The organism is Lacunimicrobium album, assembly GCF_052161635.1.
Taxonomy (GTDB): domain Bacteria; phylum Planctomycetota; class Planctomycetia; order Planctomycetales; family Planctomycetaceae; genus SXPC01.
In genome coordinates this window covers 5,248,070-5,270,584 of the sequence record NZ_CP197413.1, presented here as the reverse complement: position 1 = coordinate 5,270,584, position 22,515 = coordinate 5,248,070, and the positions used below count along the sequence as shown (strand labels likewise).

Below are 22,515 nucleotides of genomic sequence, written 5' to 3'. Positions count from 1 at the left end.
GATTCGGCAGCGTTACTTGTTGTCGTCTGCTTTGTAAGTGTCAGAAGCCTTGCTCGAGTTGAACCGGTCTGCTGAGCCCTGGTTGATGCCGACACGTCGTCCACCGTCGCGGATCGGGTACGGTGACGAGGTGTCATTGGGATCGTAAATACGTCGCTTGGGCTCGTATCCGATATAGTTCAGGAAGTCGGTCAGGTTGATGACACGGACCCCCTGAGTATTGGCTTCTGTTCGCAGAGTAGAACGCTGTTCGAGAATCTTCTCAACGCGTTTTGCATCAGCACTTCCCGGTGGGAAGTTGGTCGGGTCTGGAATTTCGCCCATGACCAGATACTTCGTGTTCACGGTGATCCCGTTCCCTGTCCGGTTGCCTTCATCATCGACTTCGTTATCGACTTCTGCACCGGCAGCAAGGAGCATATCATGAAGAAGCTTGCGATCCGATTTGCCATCGCTGTCGATATCGATCAGACCGACGAATGAGAATTTCAGCTTACGGCCCGGTTCCCACAGTGGTGAGAAGACGATGTCGCCAGGAGTGATCGGGCGGCTCAGCTTCTCTTCGGTAATGCGGGCTTCCGCCAGGTGGCCTTCGAGAATCCGAGTGACTTCGACCTTGCCTTTGATATCAGCAGATCCGCGGGCAACGCCGGTATTTCGTTTGTCATAGATACTGAAAGTCGTCCCACGGGCCAGATTATCGTCCGAACCAAGATTGACGGTCACGATACGGGCCGCGTGATCAATCGATCGGATCATGCCATCCGCTTTGTCGAAGCTGACCTGTCGGTGCTGATCGAGTTCTTCGTTCAACTGAGTGTTGATCGCCAGGTATTTCTTCTGATTCTGTTCTGAACGTGTGCGAGAACGATCGAACTCTTCCTGAAGCTTGGCATTGGCCAGGATGGCTTCGTTCAGCTTGGCGCGGTTTTCAGCGATCTCTTCGTTCTTACGATTGATCAGGTCTTCGGATTCACGAATGCGGGTTTGAAGATCGGCTTTGGATTCGGTTGCGAACTTTCTTTGTTCGACAACCTGATTGTTGTATTGAGTGCTCAAGGCAGTGATTTGTTTGGCTGAGTTCTGAACTTCGGCCTGAAGCTGATTGCGCTGTCCGATTAGGTCGTCGATCTGCTGACGCAGGGCGATGAGAGTGTCTTTGTAAGTGTTGGCAGCGAATTCTTTGCCGTACTTCTTCATATCGTCGGTCATGGCGCCGACGACGGTATTGGGATCGTTCGGAGTACCCACGCCGACCTTGTCCATCTGATGACCGATCGTCCGTTTGAGCTCGCCGATTTCTTCGACGGACTGACGGAAGTTCGTGTCAGCATCATTTTGGCTCTTCAGAGCCTGTTGTGCCTGAGTTCTCAGTTCGGCCTGATCTTTGAACCCCATGTAGGTCGTGAAACCCAGAACAAGGGTGGTCAGTCCAAAAAACATCAGCCAATAGTGAACGGCGCCCATCGAGCCCGAGGAATTTGAAGCCATGACGATTCCCTTAAACTGCCTTCTCGAAAGGTAACTCGAAGTGGATTGTCGCGACTGGATCCAGTGTCGCTATTCAGGCCGATTCGGTGGGTCGTTTGATCAACTCAAACACCCCAGACCGCCTCATCCGTAAACTCGGGCCGTATTGTTGTATCATGAAAACCAACGTCACGCATGCACAAAGCATGGCATATCGCTAGGATCGACCATTGACTTGTCCAGCCACGCTATGAATTTCCCAGCACGCAAGGTCGTCAGAGTCAGCAAAATCGGTGTGATGTGAAACTCAAGACGTGATGAGACCGCTGAAGTGAATGCAGAAATTGGCCCAGACGCGGATAATCAGGCGTCTTCCTGACGGCGTATCTTTCCCAACCCGCATTGTCCTTTCAGTTTACGGCAGCGGTCGTCAACGTCAAGACCCTGTCTGCGAACATCCGGTCCCAGGGGACTTGAGTGTTATTCGCGAGGGATTCCCTTAGAATTGGCGCAATCGTTAATCGCAGTACGTCCGAATCATCCAGCCTGGTGAACCCGCTTCGATGCCCAATACGCTTTACGTCATTGATGTTTTCTCGCTCATGTTTCAGGTTTTCCATGCGATCCCTCCCATGACGGGGCGACTGGGACAGCCGACGAACGCGGTCTTTGGCTTCACCCGCGATATCATGACGATCCTGGGAAAGCAGAAGCCGTCTCACCTGTTATGTGCCATCGATTCGGAAGGCGAAGGCCAGCGATCCGGCTGGTACACGGAGTACAAAGCCAATCGTACGGAGATGCCCGAGGAACTCGTTCCGCAGATCCCGATGATTCTCTCGATGCTGGAAGGGTTCAACGTCCCGGTCATCAAGTTCCCCGGCTGGGAAGCAGACGACGTCATGGCGACCGTCACCAAACGAGCCTGTTCGGAGGGCTTCGAAGTCCGACTCGTGACCAGCGACAAAGACTGCCGACAACTGCTGTCCGACTGCGTCCAGATGTTCAACTGCCGCAAGAACGAGTTCTTCGGCCCCGCAAACTTGATGGAGACCTGGGGCGTGACCCCCGAGCAGGTCATCGATTTTCAGTCACTGGTTGGAGATAGCGTCGACAACGTGCCCGGCGTTCCGGGAATCGGACCAGTCGCTGCGACGCAGCTGATTAAAGAGTACGGCGATCTGGAATCGGTCCTCGCCAATGCTCCCAAGATCACCGCGAAGAAGCGACGCGAGAATCTGATCGAGTTCGCCGATCAGGCGAGAATCAGCAAAAAGCTCGTCACGTTGTACCAGGACCTGCCGCTGGAATTCAATTTCGAGACCGCCAAGGTCGGCAGCATCAACGGCCCGCGCCTGCTGGAATTGTTCAACGATTTCGGCTTCAAGAAGTTTCGCGATGAGATCCTGACGCTGGGCCTCGAAACGGGCCTCCAAGCCAGCGACATCGCCGCGTCAGAACCTGCTCCCGCTCCTGTTGCCAAAACAGCATCAAAGAAAACTCCGATCAAAGCAGGTCGTGGTCTGTTCGATGACCAGGAGAATGATGACGAAGCAGCTGAAGGAGCCGAGAGCATTCGTCAGGATGTCCTGTTTGCGAATTCGCAACTGGCGGGACGAACCTGGCAGGTGATTGATACGCCAGAGAAGTTCGCAGGCTTCATCGAGATACTGAGTAAGCAGGAACACATCTGCTTCGACCTGGAAACAACCGGGCTGGATGCAAATCAAGCCGACATCGTCGGCTGGGCGTTCTGCTTCGAACCGGGATCTGCGTATTACCTGCCCGTCATGGGCCCCAAAGACAGTCAGCTGCTGGATGCATCAGTGACGTTGGAAACGCTCAAGCCGATTCTGACAAAACCTGGTGTCAAGCTGAGCAACCAGAACATCAAGTATGATCTGCTGGTTCTCAAACGTCTGGGCATCAATATCGAAGAAGTCTATCTCGACTCAATGATCGCTCACTTTCTGCTCGATGCCGGCGCGAGAACTCACGGACTCGATACGCTGGCCTACGACTATCTTGGCCACAAGATGATCTCGATCAAGGAACTGATCGGCACCGGCAAGTCACAGAAATTGATGTCCGATATTCCCGTCGCACAGGTGGCTGAGTATGCCTCGGAAGATGCAGACGCCGCGTTTCGCCTGTCCCTTCAACTCGAACAGCAACTCAAAGACGAGCAGCTCTGGGATCTCTACTGGGATCTCGAACGCCCACTCATCATCACGCTGAAAGACATGGAAGCAGTCGGGATCACCGTCAACGTCGACGAGCTCAAAAAGCAGAGCGATGAGCTGGCCCATCAGCTCGATCTGGTGCGTGACGAAATCAACCAGCTGGCAGGACACCCGTTCAATTTCGATTCACCCAAACAGCTGCAAGACGTGCTGTTCAACGAGTTGAAGCTGCCCAAGAAAAAGAAGACCAAGACCGGGGCGAGTACGGATCAATCCGTTCTCGAAGAGCTGGCTCCGTTGCACCCGCTCCCAGCCAAGATCATCACGCACCGTCAGCTGTCCAAACTGAAAAACACCTACCTCGACGCCCTCCCCTCGCTGGTCAATCCTTATACCGGACGAATCCATACCTCGTTCAGCCAGGTGTCGGCAGCGACCGGACGACTTGCCAGCAGCGACCCGAACCTGCAGAACATTCCGATCCGGACGGAAGAGGGGCGCAAGATCCGCAAGGCGTTCATCGCCGGGCAGCCAGGGTGGTCACTCGTCGCAGCGGACTACTCGCAGATCGAGCTGCGCATTCTCGCTGAATTCAGCGGCGATGAAGCCATGCAAAACGCGTTCAGATCGGGTCATGACATTCACCGGATGGTCGCGGCGGAGATCTTCAGCACGCCACAGGAGGAAGTCACCTCCGAGATGCGGCGGATCGCCAAAGCCGTCAACTTCGGGATCATCTACGGCCAGTCCCCTTATGGCCTTGCCGCTGCCCTGGGGATTCCACAAGAGCAGGCGGCTGCGTTCATCGACAGCTATTTTGACCGTTATCCGGGTGTCGAGAAGTTCATCCAGGACACGCTGATCGAATGCCAGCAGACCGGGTACGCCAAGACCATCCTTGGCCGACGTCGCCCGATCGAAGGTATCCGCACCCCGTTTGGACGCAACCGCAACCTGCCGGAACGCACGGCTGTGAATACGGTCATTCAGGGTTCTGCGGCTGACTTGATTAAACGTGCGATGGTCAACATCCACGCCCGTCTGAAAAAGGAAAAGCACCCCGCCCTCATGCTCCTGCAGATCCACGACGAACTTGTCTTCGAAACGCCGGATATCGAACTGGAATCGTTGTGTGACCTCGTCAATGAAGAGATGACAACCGCCTTAAAACTGAAAGTGCCACTGGAAATCGATATGGCTTCAGGCCCGAACTGGCTGGAGACAAAGGGCTGATTTTCATTCGATTTTCATATCGATTCCGCACTATTAAACATATGATAAGCGAAGTGAAATATTTCGCTGTCACCTCATGTTTCCTCGCAATGTCAGGATATGCCTCCATGATGAAAGTCTCCCGCGCTTCAGGCTGGCTTCAAATGACGCTCGTCGTTATTGGATTGATCGCAGTTTGCAGTGATGCAGCGCACGCGCAGCAGAAGAAACCAAACATTCTCTTCATCGTCTCCGACGACACCGGATATGGCGATCTTGGCCCCTACGGCGGCGGTGTCGGTCGCGGGATGCCAACTCCGAACATCGACCGGATGGCTGCCGATGGGATGACGTTTTTCTCCTTCTACGCACAGCCGAGTTGCACTCCCGGACGAGCCGCCATGGTCACCGGACGAATCCCAAACCGAAGCGGAATGACGACCGTCGCGTTCCAGGGTGAAGGGGGCGGATTGCCCAAGGCGGAATGGACCCTGGGTTCAGTCCTCAAGACCGCAGGTTACAGCACGTACTTCACCGGCAAGTGGCACCTCGGTGAAGCAGACTACGCGCTGCCGAATGCCCACGGCTACGACAAGATGAAGCATTGCTTCCTCTATCACTGCAACGCCTACACCTACGGAGATCCAACCTGGTTCCCGGACATGGATCCCGAACTTCGCGAGACATTCGATAAAATCACCAAGGGCTCAATGTCGGGCAACGCTGGCGAAGCAGCCAAAGAAGACTGGAAGGTCAATGGCCAGTACGTCAATACCCCGGACAAAGGCGTCGTCGGCATTCCTTTTCTGGATGAATACGTTGAAAAATCAGCCATCAGCTTTCTCGACGACGCAGCCAAAAACAAAGAGAAGCCATTCTTCATCCACCTGAACTTCATGAAGGTTCACCAGCCGAATCTGCCTGCTCCGGAATTTGAACACAAGTCACTCTCGAAGAGTAAGTACGCTGATTCGGTGGTCGAACTCGATACACGCATCGGTCGCGTGATGGACAAGCTCCGCGAGTTGAAGCTCGATGACAACACGCTGGTCTTCTACACAACCGACAACGGTGCCTGGCAAGACGTCTATCCAGATGCAGGCTACACTCCATTCCGTGGAACCAAAGGAACCGTCCGCGAAGGGGGTAACCGCGTTCCCGCGATCGCCGTCTGGCCAGGCAAGATCAAGCCAGGTCTTCGCAATCACGATATCTGCGGCGGCCTGGATCTGATGGCGACCTTTGCCTCAGTCGCGGGTGTGGAACTCCCCAAGAAAGATCTCGAAGACAAACCAATGATCTTCGACAGCTACGACATGACCCCGATCCTGACCGGCAGCGGAAAATCTGCTCGCAAGGCGTGGTTCTATTTCACAGAAAACGAATTGTCACCCGGTGCTGCTCGCGTTGGAAATTATAAAGCCGTCTTCAATCTCCGCGGAGATGATGGCCAGGCAACCGGAGGACTGGCAGTCGATTCGAATCTGGGCTGGAAGGGTGCAGAAAAATATGTCGCGGGCGTTCCACAGATTTTCGACCTCTGGCAGGATCCCCAGGAACGCTATGACATCTTCATGAACAACTTCACGGAACGAACATGGACGATGGTCCTGTTCAACGACTCCATCGCCAAACTGATGAAGACGTACATCGAATACCCCCCTCGAAAACTGCAAAGCGCGATCTACACAGGTCCGATCACGATCACAGATTACGAAAAATTTCAGCACATGCGAGAAACGCTGAAGAAGGAAGGTTTCAATCTTCCTATGCCTACGGGGAATTGAGTCTTCCCGTCGATTTCGTTCGCCTCAGTTTGTGACCAAATTGGCCAGCATGAGTCCGTGCATCCACACGATGCACGGCGTCTCATGTTGGCTGATTTTTTCTCTTGTGATTTTTAGATTCGCCCTGTTCTTGAAAACGCGAGTGATTCCTCGGCCAAGGACCGATCCATGAAAATCGGTCCAGAGGCTTGCCTGATGTAGGCAAGGAGAAATCCTTCTGTTATGTTACCGCTTTCCGCCCATAATCTCTGTAGCCAAAACATCTTACAATGCCACGACTTACCCAGTCAGACCTGAAAAGTCTCAATCAGAATTTCGAAGAGCGGACGCCGTTTGAGCTGCTGCAGTGGGCTCATCAGATTTTTGGTGAGCGTCTGGCGTTTCTGACGGCTATGCAGAAAACCGGGACCGTGATCAGTCACATGATCAAGCACCTGAATCTGCCGGTCACCGTGCTGTTTGTCGATACGGGGGTCAATTTTCAGGAAACGCTGGAAACTCGTGACCGCCTCATTTCCGAGTATAAACTGAATGTCCGCACGCTGCATCCTGAACTGACGATGCGCGAACAAACCGAAAAACACGGCATCCTCTACCTGACCCCCGAAGGTCAGGCGAGCTGCTGCCATACTCGAAAAGTCGAACCGCTCAGAAAAATTGCCGGGGAGTACGACGGGTTCATCGGCTCGCTGCGTCGTGCCGAAGGGGGACGTCGCGGGAAGACGCCGATTCTGAGTATCGATAAAGAGATGAACGCCCTACGCGTCAATGCGCTGGCGAACTTCTCAGACGAAGAACTCGAAGCCTACACCGAAGAACACAACGTGATTGTGAATCCTTTGCACTCACAAGGTTTCACGACCATCGGCTGCAATCGCTGCACAACACCCGTTATGCCGGGCGAACCGCCTCGCGCAGGTCGCTGGCGCCACCTGGGGCCATGGTCGATGTATTGCGGCATCAATCCGACCGACGTCTCGGATACCGACCAGGAATACATCGAGCTGCCACAGGATGTGATTGACCGCGTCCTGGGGATCGAGAACGACTTCATGATTTGATGTTTTGCGCAACAAAGCTGTCTTGCTCTTGGTATCAATGTTGCTTGAAATCATTCTAGCGTCGAACCTCTGATTTCATCCCTGATTTGCTTCGTTTTGTGTTCAACAATCGATCATGAGTATCTTTTCGAAACTGTTCTCAAGGCCCTCCAGGTCGACAAAAGTCAAAGTCGATCTTGATCGTCGATTTGAAAAGCAACACAAGCTCGGCAAGGGAACAATGTCTCAGGTCTGGCAGGCGGTCGATCGAACCACCGGTCAGCCAGTCGCTTTGAAAATCCTGGACCTTGAGAAGACAGCCGCCTTCGAGCGACGCTTCGTCAAGATTGGCCCGAAGCCGACAGAAGGCCAGGTCTCGCTGTCGTTCAACCACCCGCGGATCGTCAAAACGCTCAGCCACGGCGTCGCCACGACCGGGGAACAGTTTCTCGTCCAGGAACTCCTGCAGGGACAAAACCTGGCGACTTATATCGATCGGCGCAGCGACGTTCTTGTTCAAAACCGTCTCGAATGGATGATCCAGGTCGGCCAGGGGATGACGTACTTCCACGGTCGTCAGTTCATTCACCGTGATCTGTGTCCGCCAAATATTTTCATTACCGATCAACTGGAAGTGAAGCTGATTGATTTCGGACTGGTCGTGCCCAATACCCCGCCCTTTCAGACCCCGGGCAACAGAACAGGCAAGGTCAATTACATGGCGCCGGAACTTCTGAAGCGTCTGAAAACAGATCAGCGGATCGATGTCTTTTCATTTGCTGTCACTTGTTATCAGATGTGCTCGGGAAAATTCCCCTGGCCGTCTGGAAATACTCTGGATGAAGTTCAATCGCATTTCAGCAATCCGCCGACGGATCTCAGAGAGATCGCCCCCGATGTCGGCAAGCGACTGACGACCGTCATCATGAAAGGCCTCGAGACAAATCCCGCCCTGCGCTGGCAGAGCATCAACCAGATGACTGCCTTTCTGGAAGACTGTCGCGGCGAAGGCTGATCGTTCGCATGTGGCGTCGATTCTCTCCAGGCAGCCGATGATTCTCTCCAGGCAGCCGATTTGTCGGTGAATGCTATTCAAATCAAAGCGACACGCTTGTCGTCCCCTTTACAACCGTCATGACGGTTCAAATCCGCAGCATTGCTATTTTCATCGCGTGCGGGTTGAGATGTTCGAGTTAGCTGCGTTTCTGCCTCACAATGGGGTGATTTTAAACAACGTCGATTGAGTGTGACCTAGTTTTCAGCGTGCCGCAAATAAGTGTGTTGCTGATCGTCAAACCGACATCACCACACTCACAACAAACATTTTGAGCAGCCAGTCACCCCGACCTGTTATGAAGGAACGCCGGACATGACGACCGCCACCTCCGATCGCGCCCAGACGATCACGCGATATTTGAATCCGATCATCCAGTCCACCATCAATACGTTTGAGATGATGCTCAATTCATCTGCCAAGAGAACGGGAATCGTCCTCTCGAGCGGGCGGATGGAAGGGCCTTCCCTGAGTGCCGTCATCAGTCTGACGGGAAAAGCGAACGGAACTATTGTTCTGAACGTCCACAACGAAGTCGCATTCAACGTTTTCGAACGCATGCTGGGGATCAAACCAGATGCCGTCAATGACGAAGTCCGCGACGCTGTTGGTGAACTGGTCAACATGATAGCCGGCGGTGCAAAAGCCCAACTCAAAGAACTCGAACTGTCACTGGGCATTCCGAACCTGATTGACGGTGACAGTTATTCGCTGCACTTCCCGACAGATATGGAACGCCCGCTGTCGATTGAGTTCACGTCCGACATCGGCAAATTCACGATCGATTTTTCGTTCCGAGACCAGTAATTCCCAGCTTTTTCCTTTCGCTGATCATTCACAATTCTTCAGGTTTTCTTCGAGGTTATTCCCATGAAAGTCTTACTCGTCGACGATTCCGGTACGATGCGAGCCATTCAAAAACGCTGTCTGAATACACTTGGGGTTCGTGATGTCCTTGAAGCTGCCGATGGCGTTCAAGGCCTGGCTCTGACAGCCGCCGAGCGATTTGACATTATCTTCAGTGACTGGAACATGCCGAACATGGACGGCCTGACTTTCCTGAAAGAATTCCGTGCCGTGAACACGACGACGCCGTTCATCATGATCACCACCGAAGCCGAACGTGACCGCGTTCTGGCTGCCATCCAGGCGGGGGTCTCGGACTATCTCGTCAAACCATTCACTCCAGATGCCTTGCGAGACAAACTGGAAAAATGGGTCGGCGTTCACATCTGATGTGATCGCTTCACTTGAAAATGACCAGAGACATGGCCCACGAATAGTGGGCTCAATTGAGTTGCTAGGACAGGCTCCTCTTTTCGCGGGTAACGAACGATATGCTCAAGATTGATTCCATCATCAATTCTCCTGATCTTCCAAGTCTTCCTACGGTCGCCGTCGACCTGCTCAAACTGCTGCGCAATCCAGACAGCGATATCAAAGACATCATCGAGCTGGTAAAAAAAGATCCCGCCATGAGCGTACGGATTCTGAAAGCCGCCAACTCGTCTTACTTCGGCTTCACAGCCAAGATTAATTCGATCGCCCGAGCCGTCCCGTTACTGGGAACGACCGTTGTCACATCACTGGCGTTATCGTTCTCGCTGGCAGATGATTCACTCAGCCAAGGCCCGATGGCCGAGCATTACCAGAACTACTGGCAGCAGTCGATCATCCAGGCCTCGGCCTGCGAAGTCCTCGGGCAGATGAAAGAGCCCGGACTTGAAAACGAATACTTCCTCGCTGGCCTTCTGATGGACGTCGGACGACTGGCGATTCTCAAAACATCGCCTCGCGAGTACTACCCTGTCCTGCTGGCAGCCGAACAGCAGAAGCAGCTTCTCGTGAATGTCGAATATGAAATGCTCGGCGTCACCCACAGTGAAATCACATCGCAGATGATGACGAAGTGGAACATGCCCCTGGAATTCGCAACCGGCGCGAAAATCCACCATATCCCGCTCGACGTACTCAAAGAGACCTACGACAAATCAAATCCCTTGATCGAAGTGGCGATGTACATCTCCTCGCTGGTCGGTGAGTATTACTGCAGCGATCTACGAGCAGAAACGTTCCAGCAACTGAAAGATGTCACATCCCATTACTATGGCTGGGATGAATCTGCACTCCGCCGATTCCTGACCGTCCTGGAACCAAAATTCGCCCACGCCGGCAAACTGTTCTCCATCGCCAACGAGCAGACCCCCTCCACTCAAGACCTGATGCTCGAAGCGAATCGTCAACTCGTCCACATGACGATGATGGCACACGTCAACAATACTCAGCTGGAAGCCCAGAAACTGATCGAAGAAGGCAAGCGACAGCGTCTCGAAGAAAACCAGGAACTGCTCAAGAACGAAGCCAAAACTGACGTCCTGACCAAGGCCTATAATCGTCGCCATTTCGATCAGGTCTATGCCCAGGAACTCGCAGACAGTCGCAGGACGGCCCGCCCGGTCGGCTTGATCTTCATGGATATCGACCGCTTCAAACAACTCAACGATAACTACGGCCACCCCTTTGGCGATCAGGTTCTGATCAAAGTCGCAGATGTCGTCCGGAAAGTTATTCGCACGACCGACGTCCTCGCCCGATACGGCGGTGAAGAGTTTGTCGTCATCGTGAATCAGCCGTCCGAGAAAGCTCTGGAAAAACTCGCCGAGCGAGTCCGCGTCGCCATCGAGCGCGAAGTCATTCTCTACGACCAGTACCGAGTCCCGGTAACCGTCAGCATGGGCGCCTGTGTCGCGCTTCCCGGGAAGAATGAAGACCTCGCAGCCAAGTTGATCTCACAAGCCGATGAGGCGATGTATGACTCGAAGAAGAATGGACGCAACCAGGTCCATGTCCGCTCGATCATTCCCACCGACGAGCGGGATATGCTGATAAAATCAAATCAGGCCCGCTTCAGTCGCTGGCTGGTATCGCAGGGACTGATCGACGTGCAAAATGCGTCACAGGCCTTGTCTCAGTATTCGCATCAACATCAGAGAATCGGCGAACTGGCGGCTATTCATGGTCTGATGACCGTCGAGCAGGTCAATAACGTCAATGACCATGCAGAACGCAGCCAGAAACGCTTCGGTCAGCTCGCTGTGAAGCTCGGACTGTTGACCTCAGATCATGTCGCCAGCCTGCTGGCTTTGCAGGCCGAGAATCCGGAAGCACTCAGCAAAATCATGCTGAGACTGGGCTTCCTCGAAAACCAGAATCTGGCTCGTCTCGTCGATCGTTACTACCAGACGGTCATGTCGCCCGGACCGGCTGTTCTCGTCTGAAAATCTTCTGGACCATCATAGACTTGAGTCGATACGACTATGCGGTCAGGCGTAGTCGCTCGCGTACATACATCAAGCCATCGACGAGCGCGTCGATGTCGCTTTCCAGATTGTAAACACCCAGCGACGCACGAACCGAATTCGGGATGCCGAGTCGGTCATGCAACGGCATCGTGCAATGGTGGCCGTGACGGACAAAGACCCCCTTGCGATTGAGCAGTTGCGCGATGTCTTCGGGATGCGCCCCTTCCATGCGGAAACTCAAAATCGGCCCGCGCTGAGCAACCGACGGGCCATATATCTTCATGCCCGGCACTTCGTGCATGCGATCCCAGGCGTATTGCGTCAATTGATGTTCGTAAGCCGCGATCTCCTCCAGCCCCAGTGACAACGTAAAATCAATCGCCGGCTTGAGGGCGATCGCCTGCGCGATTGGAATCGTCCCTGCTTCGTACTTCGCAGGAATGTGCGCCCATTCCGAGTGATCTTGGAACACTCTCGAAATCATGTGACCACCCCCTAGAAACGGCGGCATAGCTTCGAGCAGTTCGCGTCGTCCGTACAGAACTCCAATGCCGGATGGCCCGTAAAGCTTGTGACCAGAAAAGGCCAGGAAATCAATGCCGAGCGCGTTCACATCCAGCCTGGTATGCGGCACCGATTGAGCCGCATCGACGAGGAACTTCGCACCGACGGATTGAGCCTTTTTCGACAGCACGCCCAGATCGTTCACCGTCCCCAGCATGTTCGACATGCCGGTCAGGGCAATGATTTTCACGCGATCATTCAGCAGCTTATCCATCGCATCGAGATCGAGCAGTCCATCACCAGTGATCGGAATGAACTCGACCTTCGCACCTCGTTCAGCAGCCGCGATCTGCCAGGGAACAATGTTCGCATGGTGCTCCATCTCACTGATGAGAATCACATCTCCCGAGTTGACGAACGCTTTCGAGAAGCAGTGCGCAACCAGGTTAATCGACATCGTCGTGCCGGAGGTGAAGACGATCTCATCGACGCTGTCAGCATTGATCAACGAGCGAACCGCTTCACGCGAAGCCTCTAACGCTTCATCCACCTTCGCCCCGAATTCATACACGCCGCGGTAAGCATTCGCGTAATAACGACGATAAACATCCGACTCCGCATCAATGACGACATCGGGTTTTTGAGCCGACGCCCCGCTGTCCAGAAAAACTACCGGACGCCCTTTCGACAGCGTCTGGCGAAAGATCGGAAACCGCGAACGAACTTCATGGGGATCGAACATGATCACTCGTAGGGTCCGCTGTGCGGACCGTTAATAGATAGGGTTTGTATGTGAGCCATCGGAGTAAAAACAAACCGACAATGCGCTTCTTGAAACAACGCTTAACGTTCGACCATGATCGATCAACCGTCCGCACAGCGGACCCTACAACGACGCATGAGCGAATTGACGAATTCGCTCCACCATGCCAAACAGCCCATTTCGTCGTTGCGGGCTGATGAACCCAAACAGGCCCAGTTGCTCGAACGTCCCGCGGATATCTGTCTCCAGAATCTGCTGAGGCGTTTTCTCGTTGTAAATCGCCAGCAGAGCAGCAATCAGCCCATTGACGATCATCGCATCACTCTCGGCATGAATGACGACATGAGGCGGCGTCTGGCCACTCAATTCGTTCGTCATCCACACATTACTCTGACACCCCTGAACACGGTTTTGTTCGGTTTTCTCAGCATCCGGAAGCTTTTGTAGCTCCATACCGAGATCGATCAGGAAGTCGCACTTTTCGTCGGCGTCTTCCAGATGCGCAAGTTCGTCAAGAAGCTGGTCGTAGGTGATCGGCGTATTCACGATGATATTGTAGGCACAGTACGAAGGAAGACGTAGAGGCGAAGCGACGATTGCTGCCCGTTTACAGGATTTCAAGCGTGGGCAGAGTCGATGCCCCCTTGAGGTTTTTTGCGATCTGAATCGCGATCTGCTCGGTCATCCGCAGCAGCGGCTCGCGTGCAGGATGATTCTCCGCGAACAGTTCCGCGATATTCCCTTCATCGGCCAGTTCACGAATCGCAGGTGTCATCTCCAGAGTCGCCAGACTGTTGACGCCCATGTCCTTGGCCTTCTGAGTCGCACCCCCCTGACCGAACGCTTCTCCCGCCATGTTCTCGACCATGCCCAGAACGGGAATCTCGAGCTTCTTGAACATGTTGATCGCCTTGATCGCATCCAGCAGCGCGACCTTCTGGGGCGTACACACGACAACCGCACCCGCCAGCCCCAGCATCTGCGACAGCGTCAACGCGACATCCCCAGTGCCAGGCGGAAGGTCGATGACCAGATAATCCAGATCACCCCAGTCAGTGTCTTTGAGAAACTGTTGCAACAGCTTGGTCAGCATCGGCCCACGCCAGATGACAGCCTGGTCTTCCGGCACCATGAAGCCGATCGACATCAGCGGCATCCCTTGTGCGACGACTGGTTGAATACGATCAATCGTGCTGCCGTCTTTGTTGGTCCGCTGCGCCACCAGCGGCTGCCCTTGCGCCCCGACCATGTGAGGAATACTCGGCCCATAGATGTCAGCATCCATGAGGCCGACTTTGGCTCCGAAGTGCTTGAGGCCGTACGCCAGGCAAGCGGCCACCGTGCTTTTCCCGACGCCCCCTTTGCCAGAACCAACCGCGATCACGTTCTTGACACTCAAGCCAATCGCACCGCCGGATTGTTTCCCTTTGACGACCCAGTCGAATTCGACTTTCACATCCGTCAGATTGGGAGCCAGCGTCTTCGCCTGCTGAACAATTTTGTTCTCCAGCCCTGAACGATCCGGATAGGCTGGCGTCGGCAGGGTGATCTGGATGGTCAGCTTGTCACCGTCCAGTTGCAGGCCTTTGAACATGCGAGCAGCCTTCAGTGACTGATCGAGTTGAGGATCTTTGATTTGTTCAAGGGAGTTACGAAGGAGTTCCGAATTCATGGTGCAAGCAATTTCAACACTACGGGGAGAGGGGGGAGGCGTCTTGAACCCGGAAAAACCCGAGGGACACCATCAGGAACAAGAGCGTCAGACTGAACTCTCTTAAAGCCTGAAAAACGTCATCAGGAGGCAGGCGAACAGCCTGGAATACAACCGAGCCTGGCTGTCAAAGTTTAACGATCAGGTGAGAGTGGCGAACTGGCGAACGGACTCGGATCGTGACTGCTTTGAGTCGTCCCAGAAAAATCGGGGATCAACCGCCAAATGCGAGCCGAAAACTCATTGTAGACACGAGGTCACAACCACTCAAGGATGACGAGTGGTTGAAGCAACGCGAGCCACAAGTTCGCGACGCTTGAAAGAGTGTTCGTTCGGAGAACGGGCCAGCTACGCAAGGGAATATGCTTTGGTTTTTCGTGGCCACACGATTTCTGAAACTGGTACCCCCCGGATCGCTCTCGACACGCGAGTCCCTCACAACCCTTACAACGTGAATTTTCGGCCTGCCACAGTCTCTTCTGCCCCCTTTGGACAGAAAAAAAGCTTGCCAAGCCTGAAAAAGCGTCGAAGTAAAGCACTGTGATCGAGTTCGTCGTGTGACAGAGTTGTGATTCCGTCATACCCCACGATGCCAGGTGGCATCGGAAGGATTCACGCTCCCCGTTTTACCCCCTCAGTTACGTTCAGGAGAAGGTCAGATGAAACTGTTCCAATTCGCCGCTGCTGCTGTCATGTTCGCTTCTGTCAGCGCAGCCCAAGCCGGTCTGTTCCGTCACCACGGTTCAGACTGCTGTGCTCCAGAGCCAAGCTGTTGTGCTCCAGTTGATGCTTCTTGTGCTGCTCCAGCTGATCCAAGCTGCTGTGCACCAGTCGAACCAACTTGCTGTGCTCCAGTTGCTCCAACCTGCTGTGCACCAGTCGACACTTGCTGCTCTTCAGGCTGCGGTCACAAATCTTGGTTCAAGAAAATGAAGGGCTGCAAACTGTTCAAGAGCCGTGGTTGCGGTCACAAGTCTTCTTGCTGTGCACCAGAACCAACCTGCTGTGCACCAGTCGAAGCTTCTTGTGCAGCTCCAGCTGCTTGCGATCCAACTTGTGCAGCTCCAGCTTGCTGCAACTAGTTCCAACTGCGGTCTAAAGCCGCAATTGGTCTGACAACACTGATCTTGATCGACATCGTTGATTCACCTCAGAGTGTCAGTAGCAAATAGAAAAAGGGTTGAGAGGTTCGCCTCTCAACCCTTTTTTCGTGTTCACAGCTGCCAGTCTGATCAACAACGACCAGTTACTGCTTATGTCCAAAGTTCATCAGCTCTTCGCGTCGCTCCCAGACAACTTCCAGAGCATTGACGACTTGATCCGCATCCGAGTTGAAGTGAACTTCCAGCGTCTTGCCTTTGCGGTCGACTTTGACATCCCGCATCACCTTCTTCAACTCTCTGCTTTCCCCTGCCCACAGCTTCCCGGCTGCGACCATCCCCTCAACGACTTCCTCCATCTTTCGAGAAACAGCAGGGGAGTCTGCTTCGAGAACCGTGTGTTCAAAAAACTCTCCGTTCTCCTGACCTGCCACATACGAGATCTGCTTGTGTTGCTTGAGAATTTCAAACAAACCGCCCGGGCGTTGAATGGTGTTCAGTTCGACGGCTGATCCGTACACCGTTGCCCCTTTCTTATAACCGGCCAGCAGGTCTGAGCGTGGACGAAGCGTGTCACGTTCCTCTCCATCCAGCAGTGCGATGGCAGACTTGGCAAGCTCTTCCGATGATGCCGCGATCAAATGCGTTTCATCCTTCAGGACGAAAACCTTTTCGTGATCCATCTCGATCGCACGCTGCTGAGCAGACTTCGCGTTTCTGTGGGCTGCTTCATCCTGCTGCTTGGCAATGTCCTGTCCTTCCACGGGCTTTAAAGCAACTTGCTCCTGACGACCAGGGTTCTTGCCCTTCATGGTGTAGAGAGTGTAATCGTGAAACTTCGACTGGGAGGCGCCTTTCTCAGCGAATCGGGACTCCAGTTTCGCTTTGTCATATTCGGAATTCAAGACCATCACGCCGGTATGAGGCTCGAAACTCGTTCCGTAGAACGTCGCGCTGCGGAGATCTTCGTCGACATCAATGCCATAACGCTCCGAGGCTTTGGCTTTGATCTTTTCCATCAGATCAGATTTTTTCTCTTTCATCACCTCGACCAGGGCTCCGTCGCCCATGGCGTCCAGATCGAAGTGTACGACCCACTTGGCATCGGCGGGGATCTGCTTTTCTTCCAGTCCACCTGCATTCAATGTTTGTGTCAGCAGACTACTTGCTCCAACCGCCAGGACCGCAATCGGGAGTGTAAGACGATTCATGGATGTCCTCCTTTTTCACAGAAATTTTTGCTCCATCGATGATTCATGCGACGACATCGCCGCATGAGACATAAACGCAGTTTTCTGCAGAAACCAGACCAAGCGGCGTCACAACTTGACACAACGGTCAAAAAGCAAAAAGTCAGCCCCTACTGCGTTCAAATGGCTGTTCAATCAGCGAACAGCCTGACGCTGAGCAAGCGCGGTGGTCGAACGTCGCGAATCACGACACTTCGTCGTGCAGCGTCTTATCAATTAATGTGGTAACAAACTGATCTGGCAACAAACCGTCGTCAAAAACGATGATCTCAAACAGGAGTCGGAACAGTTTCCTGGCCAATGAAGCCACACGCTTTATGAGCTCCGTCGCAGAACGGGCGTCGCGTCGATTCTGTACAACGACAAAGTGCCACACTGGCTTTGCCCGTCAGGTCGTACTTGTTGCCCTTCGTGTCCAGCAACGTGATTGGACCTGTGATCAGAATGGGACCATTTTCTCGCAATGTCACTGTGACGTCAGACATGGGCAGTCTTTCGATTCAAAAGTTCGGTAGCAAATTTCGGCAGGCAAAGTTCAAGCAGGTTGAACTGGAGAAAGTGTAGGCGTTGATCGCGATCAATGTAAAGCGCCTGCAAACTCTTCGACTCTCCCACGTCACCTCATCTTCGGCTGTCCGCCGAGACATGTTTGAACGGGAGAAGACGGTGTCATAAGGTGACTCGACATCGCGTTAACTGAGTTCAAACGTCTTGAGCAACGCCATCTGAGCCTTCTCTGCATCCTTCTTCGCAATGACCACGCTCATGCGAATCTCACTGGTCGCGACCATCTGAATGTTGACCCCAACTTCCGCCAGTGCACGGAACATCTTCTCGCCGACACCCGTATGACTGCGTAATCCAATCCCCTTGACGGAGATCTTGACGATGTCGTCATCCGTCCAGATTTCCAGTTGCGGCCACGTCTGCTTCAGCTTCTCGACGGCCTGAACGCAGCGTTCTGCATCGGAGGTCAAAACGGTCAACGTGATACTGGTTTTGTTTTCCTGACTGACGTTCTGCACAATCAGGTCGACCATGATCCCCGCCCTGGCGATCTCTGAGAAAATCTTCGCTGCGATGCCTGGGGAATCCGGAATGTTGTGCAAACTGACGCGCGCCTGACCTTTATCGACATGAACATCACTGACGACGATGTCTTCCATCCCGGCCAGCTTCTTGACGACTTCCCGCTCGCGCTCTGCCTGAGAAAGATCATCCAGGTGGGAGGGCCCCTTGGCTTTATCGCGTCGAATATGATTTGACAGCTGATGCAGCTTGAACCCTTCATGGACAGCGCGAACAGCTTCCGCATTCTGATCGCGATCCACGAGGACGGAAATCTTGATATCGCCCGTCGAAATCATCTTGATGTTGATGCCACGCTCAGCGAGCTGCGCGAACATCTCCGCTGCAACGCCCGCATGAGACTGCATCCCCGTGCCGACCGCTGAGACTTTCGAGACATTGGTGCCGTGAGTAACTTTGCCAGCGCCGATCTTCCCGATCGCTTCATCAGCCGCGGTCAGCGTATCAGCCAGCTCATCTTGTGGCACAGTAAACGAAATCTCTGCGCGACCATCCTGTCCGACGTCCTGAACAACCAGATCCAGCGGAATTCGCCGAGCCGCCATCGCTGCGAAGATTGTGCTCATCACGCCCGGGACATCGGGCACACTGCTGAGCGTAACGCGAACTTCCGTTTTCACGAGAGCCACACTGACGACCGGAATATCATAGGGGGTCTCATCGCTGATCAGCGTCCCCGGCTCGTCATGCGTCGCACTCCGGACACACAACGGCACGCGGAATTTCTTGGCAAACTCGATCGAGCGTGAGTGCATCTTCCCGCCCCCCATGCTCGTCAGTTCGAGCATTTCATCATAGGCGATCGCTTCGAGCTTTTGTGCCTGCGGAACCAGACGAGGGTCGGTTGTATAAATCCCATCAACGTCAGTGTAGATCTCGCACATCTGCGCACCCAGAGCCGCCGCGAGAGCCGTCGCCGTCGTATCAGAACCCCCGCGGCCAAGCGTCGTGATATCGCCATGCTCGTCGTAGCCCTGGAATCCAGCCGCGACAATGATGTTGCCTTCTGCGAGCAGTTTACGAAGTCGATCCGTATTGATGCGCGTAATCCGGGCCTTCGAGTGGGAGGCATCCGTCAGCATCCCCATCTGCATGCCCGTCAGCGAGATCGCTTTCTCGCCCAGCGAATGAATCGCCATCGCGGTCAGCGCGATCGTTTCCTGCTCGCCCGTCGACAGCAGCACGTCCATCTCGCGATTACTGTTCGTCTCGGCGATCTCATTGGCCAGCTCAATCAGCTCATCCGTTTTCTGACCACGAGCGGACACCACCATGACAACCTGGTTTCCGGCCTTTTTCGCGTCAACAGCTCGACGGGCGGCACGGAGAATCTTGTCAGCAGTGGCAACACTGGTACCACCGAATTTCTGCACGATAATAGACATGGGGCGAGAGCTTAGCGTTGAGTGAGTAGGACTTGGGGCAGCAGGACACTGTCATTTAAGCATATTCGCCCCCGAAATTCACCTCACGCAGCCATTCAAACGAAAACAGACGCATCACCACAAAGGCGACGCGTCTGTTTCTTGTCTGACCAAGCACAAGGCCCTGAGCCCTAAGCCCTTCTCTCAAGCCACCTTGCGTTTTGGCATTTGAATAACATTCGGAACAGCCGATTCTTTGCAGGCGTCCATGAATGCTTCCACCACTTGCATATCCAGAGCCGAAGCAGTCTCGCTCTCAGGGTGCCATTGGACGCCCATACAGAACCAGTTTTCGTCAATTGATTCGTAGGCTTCGATCACACTGTCTGGAGTCGTCGCACTGACGCGGAAGCACGGAGCCAGGTGTTCGACAGCCATGTGGTGATCGCTGTTGACGCGGATTTCCCCAGGACCATAGATCTGATCAAGTCGGCTGCCCGGAACGATATCAATGATGTGTCGCAGGTTGGTTTCGACCAGATCGCGGTGGTGCAGCGCTTTGGGCACTTCTTCCAGAACGTGCTGATACAGTGTCCCGCCGCAGACGACGTTCATGGTCTGCATCCCAGAGCCAATGCAAAGGGTCGGAATCTTCAGTTCATAAGCCATTTTGGCCAGACGTCGGTCGAAATCTTCGCGAGCAACTGGCATCGTGCGAGTCGCTGGGTGTGGGTCGAGACCCATGCGGATCGGGTCGAGGTCGAGTTTGCAGCCGATCATCAACAAGCCGTCCGCAGTCCGGAGAACCTGACGGAGATCGTCATCGCTAGGGAGTTGTGGCAGAACGACGGGAATACCGCCGGAGGTGAGAACCGATTCGTAGTACCCCGCATTGATCCAGTTGAGAGCTCCTCCGTCTTTGCGTTCTGGACGAAAGTCAGAATTCATCATGACGACTGGTTTCATAGCATACCCTTCCCTGGTAATACTTGACGTGTCGCGGTAAGACCCGAGCGTGCCTTAGTTTAAAACGCGACGATTAGAAGACGGGACAAGCGAACGGTTTCCGAAATCAAAGCGTTCGAGAGCAATCAGGAGAAGCAGGCTGAGCAATTAGACGAGCAGCGTCAACAAGAAGTTGGTCATTGAAAATAACAGCTTTAAACATCACGTTAAAAACCATTTGACCAGAGACTTGCCAATCCATCTGTCGCAGAATCCTTTCTGCCGGTTCCTCGAAAGTGAGCGAACGTTGGATGTTGGAGTGACGTGATCCATTCACGTCAAGAGGAACTATAACCAGCGAAAAACCCCGGTCAAGCGAATCTGGGATTTTGTGGAAACTAGATTAAAGTCGACCTTTAGCTACCATATATGGTGTCCATACGGCGTTTGAGCTCTAAAATTGGGGTTGACGGGTGACCAAGCTGGAAATTTTGACACAAAATCTTCAAGAAACAGACGACCTCGCCCGACGAGTAGCGAACGCGTCGTTTCCAGGGCTCGTTGTCTGCCTCACGGGTAACCTGGGAGCAGGAAAGACCCGCTTCTCAAAAGCATTCTGCACCGCTCTCGGCGTCCCTGAAGAAGAGGTCAACAGCCCGACATTCGTCTTAATCCAGGAATACCTCGGACGCTGGCCTGAAAAGCATGGCGCAAGCCCACTGACAATTTACCACTTCGATACCTACCGCCTGAAGGATCTCGACGAATTCTGCGAACTCGGTGCCGAAGAAATGCTGTCCGGGAATGGGATCTGCCTGCTGGAATGGGGTGAACGCGTCGCTGAAATGCTCCCCGCCGATACCCTCTACATCACCATCGAAGCCACCAGCGAAACATCCCGACGATTTACGTTCCGCGGCGATGGCGAGCAGATCAGCGATCTCATCGAACAGTTATCAATCGCCCAACAGCAATAAGCACTCAGGGTGGTCCAGCCGTTCATGGCTGGATCGCGCAGCGACAAGAAGCCAGCGCCATGCGGCATGAATTGTAAAGCATACGTTGAGTCGAATTGGACGCGAATGGTAACGCATCTTGTGAGCGTCGCTCACCCAGCCATGAACGGCTGGGCCACCCTGATTCGACACAGAAGTTGCTAAGAATCAATGCCCTTTTTTCGGCAACGCAACAGCGTACAGCATCGTCACAGAACCAATCGACATCAGGCTGAAAGCAGCCCAGTCTGGCGGATTGATGACCCGCTTATTGTCTTCGTTGAGCGTCGTGAACAGGCCACGGAAATTCGGGCGATTGAGGTCTTCCTGCGTCTCCTGAACATTCAGGACGATTTCATCCACAGCCAGAAACGTCATGCCCCAGAGAGCAACAAAAACACCGGCGGAGAAGAAGCTACTGCGCAGCATACCGACTCTGTCCTTTTGGTCCAAAATTCGGCACAGGAAAGCAGCGTCACGCGTTCGCGAACAGTTGGCGATCATTCGTGCGCTCGTCCTGAGCGTTGAGCAGACGTTGGTGTCTGCATCGTTCCCTAGTCATTTCGGCGATGCTGTTTGAGAAGTTGATCTCAGAAAAGTCGAAGGCCAGAATTTCCACGAGCACCATGTCACGCAATTGAATCGCGACACCTGGTCGTTTCACGTTGACCAGCAAGGTCGTAAGCGTTGGCCAAACGAGGTAATTTGTGACGCCTCGAACATAGTAATTAGAAATTGGTAATTAG

General features: G+C 53.8%; 18 protein-coding genes. 8 read left to right on the top strand and 10 right to left on the bottom strand.

From position 1 onward, the window contains the following. Positions 1–12: 12 nt before the first annotated feature. Complete coding sequence (locus SH248x_RS21160) at positions 13–1,491, bottom strand: hypothetical protein (protein WP_459556320.1); 1,479 nt, start codon at positions 1,489–1,491, stop codon at positions 13–15. 542 nt (positions 1,492–2,033) lie between these two features. Here SH248x_RS21160 and polA point away from each other — a divergent pair. The 7 genes from polA to SH248x_RS21125 all read left to right on the top strand — a co-directional run bounded on the left by polA (position 2,034) and on the right by SH248x_RS21125 (position 12,024). After that, complete coding sequence (gene polA / locus SH248x_RS21155; RefSeq protein ID WP_459556319.1) at positions 2,034–4,886, top strand: DNA polymerase I; 2,853 nt, start codon at positions 2,034–2,036, stop codon at positions 4,884–4,886. A 143-nt stretch (positions 4,887–5,029) separates the two neighbouring features. After that, on the top strand, positions 5,030–6,652 hold the full coding sequence (locus tag SH248x_RS21150; RefSeq protein WP_459558631.1) for an arylsulfatase: 1,623 nt from the start codon (positions 5,030–5,032) through the stop codon (positions 6,650–6,652). Between the two features lie 269 nt (positions 6,653–6,921). Next, on the top strand, positions 6,922–7,713 hold the full coding sequence (locus SH248x_RS21145) for a phosphoadenosine phosphosulfate reductase family protein (protein ID WP_459556318.1): 792 nt from the start codon (positions 6,922–6,924) through the stop codon (positions 7,711–7,713). A gap of 115 nt (positions 7,714–7,828) precedes the next feature. Further along, on the top strand, positions 7,829–8,707 hold the full coding sequence (locus SH248x_RS21140; RefSeq protein ID WP_459556317.1) for a serine/threonine protein kinase: 879 nt from the start codon (positions 7,829–7,831) through the stop codon (positions 8,705–8,707). 354 nt (positions 8,708–9,061) lie between these two features. Further along, the gene (locus tag SH248x_RS21135) at positions 9,062–9,553 is read left to right on the top strand and encodes a chemotaxis protein CheX (RefSeq protein ID WP_459556316.1); all 492 of its coding nucleotides are present in this window, start codon (positions 9,062–9,064) and stop codon (positions 9,551–9,553) included. Between the two features lie 63 nt (positions 9,554–9,616). Next, positions 9,617–9,982 (top strand): response regulator, encoded by a 366-nt coding sequence (locus SH248x_RS21130; RefSeq protein ID WP_459556315.1) that lies wholly within the window; start codon positions 9,617–9,619, stop codon positions 9,980–9,982. Positions 9,983–10,083: 101 nt separating this feature from the next. After that, positions 10,084–12,024 carry a sensor domain-containing diguanylate cyclase gene (locus tag SH248x_RS21125; protein WP_459556314.1) on the top strand — a complete coding sequence of 647 codons (1,941 nt, stop codon included), beginning with the start codon at positions 10,084–10,086 and terminating at the stop codon, positions 12,022–12,024. A 37-nt stretch (positions 12,025–12,061) separates the two neighbouring features. On the opposite strand, the gene SH248x_RS21120 is transcribed toward SH248x_RS21125, so the two are convergent. The 7 genes from SH248x_RS21120 to SH248x_RS21090 form a co-directional block, all read right to left on the bottom strand. Further along, entirely contained in the window at positions 12,062–13,294 is a 1,233-nt protein-coding gene (locus tag SH248x_RS21120) for an aminotransferase class V-fold PLP-dependent enzyme (RefSeq protein ID WP_459556313.1), read from the bottom strand. Between the two features lie 144 nt (positions 13,295–13,438). Then, on the bottom strand, positions 13,439–13,861 hold the full coding sequence (locus SH248x_RS21115) for a SufE family protein (protein WP_459556312.1): 423 nt from the start codon (positions 13,859–13,861) through the stop codon (positions 13,439–13,441). Positions 13,862–13,922: 61 nt separating this feature from the next. Next, positions 13,923–14,987, bottom strand: coding sequence for an Mrp/NBP35 family ATP-binding protein (locus SH248x_RS21110; protein WP_459556311.1), 1,065 nt, complete (start codon positions 14,985–14,987; stop codon positions 13,923–13,925). Positions 14,988–16,272: 1,285 nt separating this feature from the next. Next, entirely contained in the window at positions 16,273–17,337 is a 1,065-nt protein-coding gene (locus SH248x_RS21105) for a hypothetical protein (protein WP_459556310.1), read from the bottom strand. Between the two features lie 308 nt (positions 17,338–17,645). Then, positions 17,646–17,861 carry a CDGSH iron-sulfur domain-containing protein gene (locus SH248x_RS21100; RefSeq protein ID WP_459556309.1) on the bottom strand — a complete coding sequence of 72 codons (216 nt, stop codon included), beginning with the start codon at positions 17,859–17,861 and terminating at the stop codon, positions 17,646–17,648. Between the two features lie 207 nt (positions 17,862–18,068). Then, positions 18,069–19,850: an aspartate kinase gene (locus SH248x_RS21095; protein ID WP_459556308.1), complete on the bottom strand. Its 1,782-nt coding sequence runs from the start codon at positions 19,848–19,850 to the stop codon at positions 18,069–18,071. Positions 19,851–20,033: 183 nt separating this feature from the next. Continuing rightward, positions 20,034–20,795 (bottom strand): gamma-glutamyl-gamma-aminobutyrate hydrolase family protein, encoded by a 762-nt coding sequence (locus SH248x_RS21090; RefSeq protein ID WP_459556307.1) that lies wholly within the window; start codon positions 20,793–20,795, stop codon positions 20,034–20,036. Positions 20,796–21,247: 452 nt separating this feature from the next. On the opposite strand from SH248x_RS21090, the gene tsaE reads away from it, so the two are divergent. After that, positions 21,248–21,751: a tRNA (adenosine(37)-N6)-threonylcarbamoyltransferase complex ATPase subunit type 1 TsaE gene (gene tsaE, locus SH248x_RS21085; RefSeq protein ID WP_459556306.1), complete on the top strand. Its 504-nt coding sequence runs from the start codon at positions 21,248–21,250 to the stop codon at positions 21,749–21,751. 186 nt (positions 21,752–21,937) lie between these two features. On the opposite strand, the gene SH248x_RS21080 is transcribed toward tsaE, so the two are convergent. After that, positions 21,938–22,198: a hypothetical protein gene (locus SH248x_RS21080; protein WP_459556305.1), complete on the bottom strand. Its 261-nt coding sequence runs from the start codon at positions 22,196–22,198 to the stop codon at positions 21,938–21,940. A 46-nt stretch (positions 22,199–22,244) separates the two neighbouring features. Further along, the gene (locus tag SH248x_RS21075) at positions 22,245–22,445 is read right to left on the bottom strand and encodes a hypothetical protein (RefSeq protein WP_459556304.1); all 201 of its coding nucleotides are present in this window, start codon (positions 22,443–22,445) and stop codon (positions 22,245–22,247) included. Between the last annotated feature and the right edge of the window lie 70 nt (positions 22,446–22,515).

What these genes read in the sequence shown, in the direction of transcription:
- SH248x_RS21160 (WP_459556320.1), bottom strand. Translation starts at nt 1,491, where the DNA reads ATGGCTTCAAATTCCTCGGGCTCGATGGGCGCCGTTCACTATTGGCTG.
- polA (WP_459556319.1), top strand. Translation starts at nt 2,034, where the DNA reads ATGCCCAATACGCTTTACGTCATTGATGTTTTCTCGCTCATGTTTCAG.
- SH248x_RS21150 (WP_459558631.1), top strand. Translation starts at nt 5,030, where the DNA reads ATGACGCTCGTCGTTATTGGATTGATCGCAGTTTGCAGTGATGCAGCG.
- SH248x_RS21145 (WP_459556318.1), top strand. Translation starts at nt 6,922, where the DNA reads ATGCCACGACTTACCCAGTCAGACCTGAAAAGTCTCAATCAGAATTTC.
- SH248x_RS21140 (WP_459556317.1), top strand. Translation starts at nt 7,829, where the DNA reads ATGAGTATCTTTTCGAAACTGTTCTCAAGGCCCTCCAGGTCGACAAAA.
- SH248x_RS21135 (WP_459556316.1), top strand. Translation starts at nt 9,062, where the DNA reads ATGACGACCGCCACCTCCGATCGCGCCCAGACGATCACGCGATATTTG.
- SH248x_RS21130 (WP_459556315.1), top strand. Translation starts at nt 9,617, where the DNA reads ATGAAAGTCTTACTCGTCGACGATTCCGGTACGATGCGAGCCATTCAA.
- SH248x_RS21125 (WP_459556314.1), top strand. Translation starts at nt 10,084, where the DNA reads ATGCTCAAGATTGATTCCATCATCAATTCTCCTGATCTTCCAAGTCTT.
- SH248x_RS21120 (WP_459556313.1), bottom strand. Translation starts at nt 13,294, where the DNA reads ATGTTCGATCCCCATGAAGTTCGTTCGCGGTTTCCGATCTTTCGCCAG.
- SH248x_RS21110 (WP_459556311.1), bottom strand. Translation starts at nt 14,987, where the DNA reads ATGAATTCGGAACTCCTTCGTAACTCCCTTGAACAAATCAAAGATCCT.
- SH248x_RS21105 (WP_459556310.1), bottom strand. Translation starts at nt 17,337, where the DNA reads ATGAATCGTCTTACACTCCCGATTGCGGTCCTGGCGGTTGGAGCAAGT.
- SH248x_RS21100 (WP_459556309.1), bottom strand. Translation starts at nt 17,861, where the DNA reads ATGTCTGACGTCACAGTGACATTGCGAGAAAATGGTCCCATTCTGATC.
- SH248x_RS21095 (WP_459556308.1), bottom strand. Translation starts at nt 19,850, where the DNA reads ATGTCTATTATCGTGCAGAAATTCGGTGGTACCAGTGTTGCCACTGCT.
- SH248x_RS21090 (WP_459556307.1), bottom strand. Translation starts at nt 20,795, where the DNA reads ATGAAACCAGTCGTCATGATGAATTCTGACTTTCGTCCAGAACGCAAA.
- SH248x_RS21080 (WP_459556305.1), bottom strand. Translation starts at nt 22,198, where the DNA reads ATGCTGCGCAGTAGCTTCTTCTCCGCCGGTGTTTTTGTTGCTCTCTGG.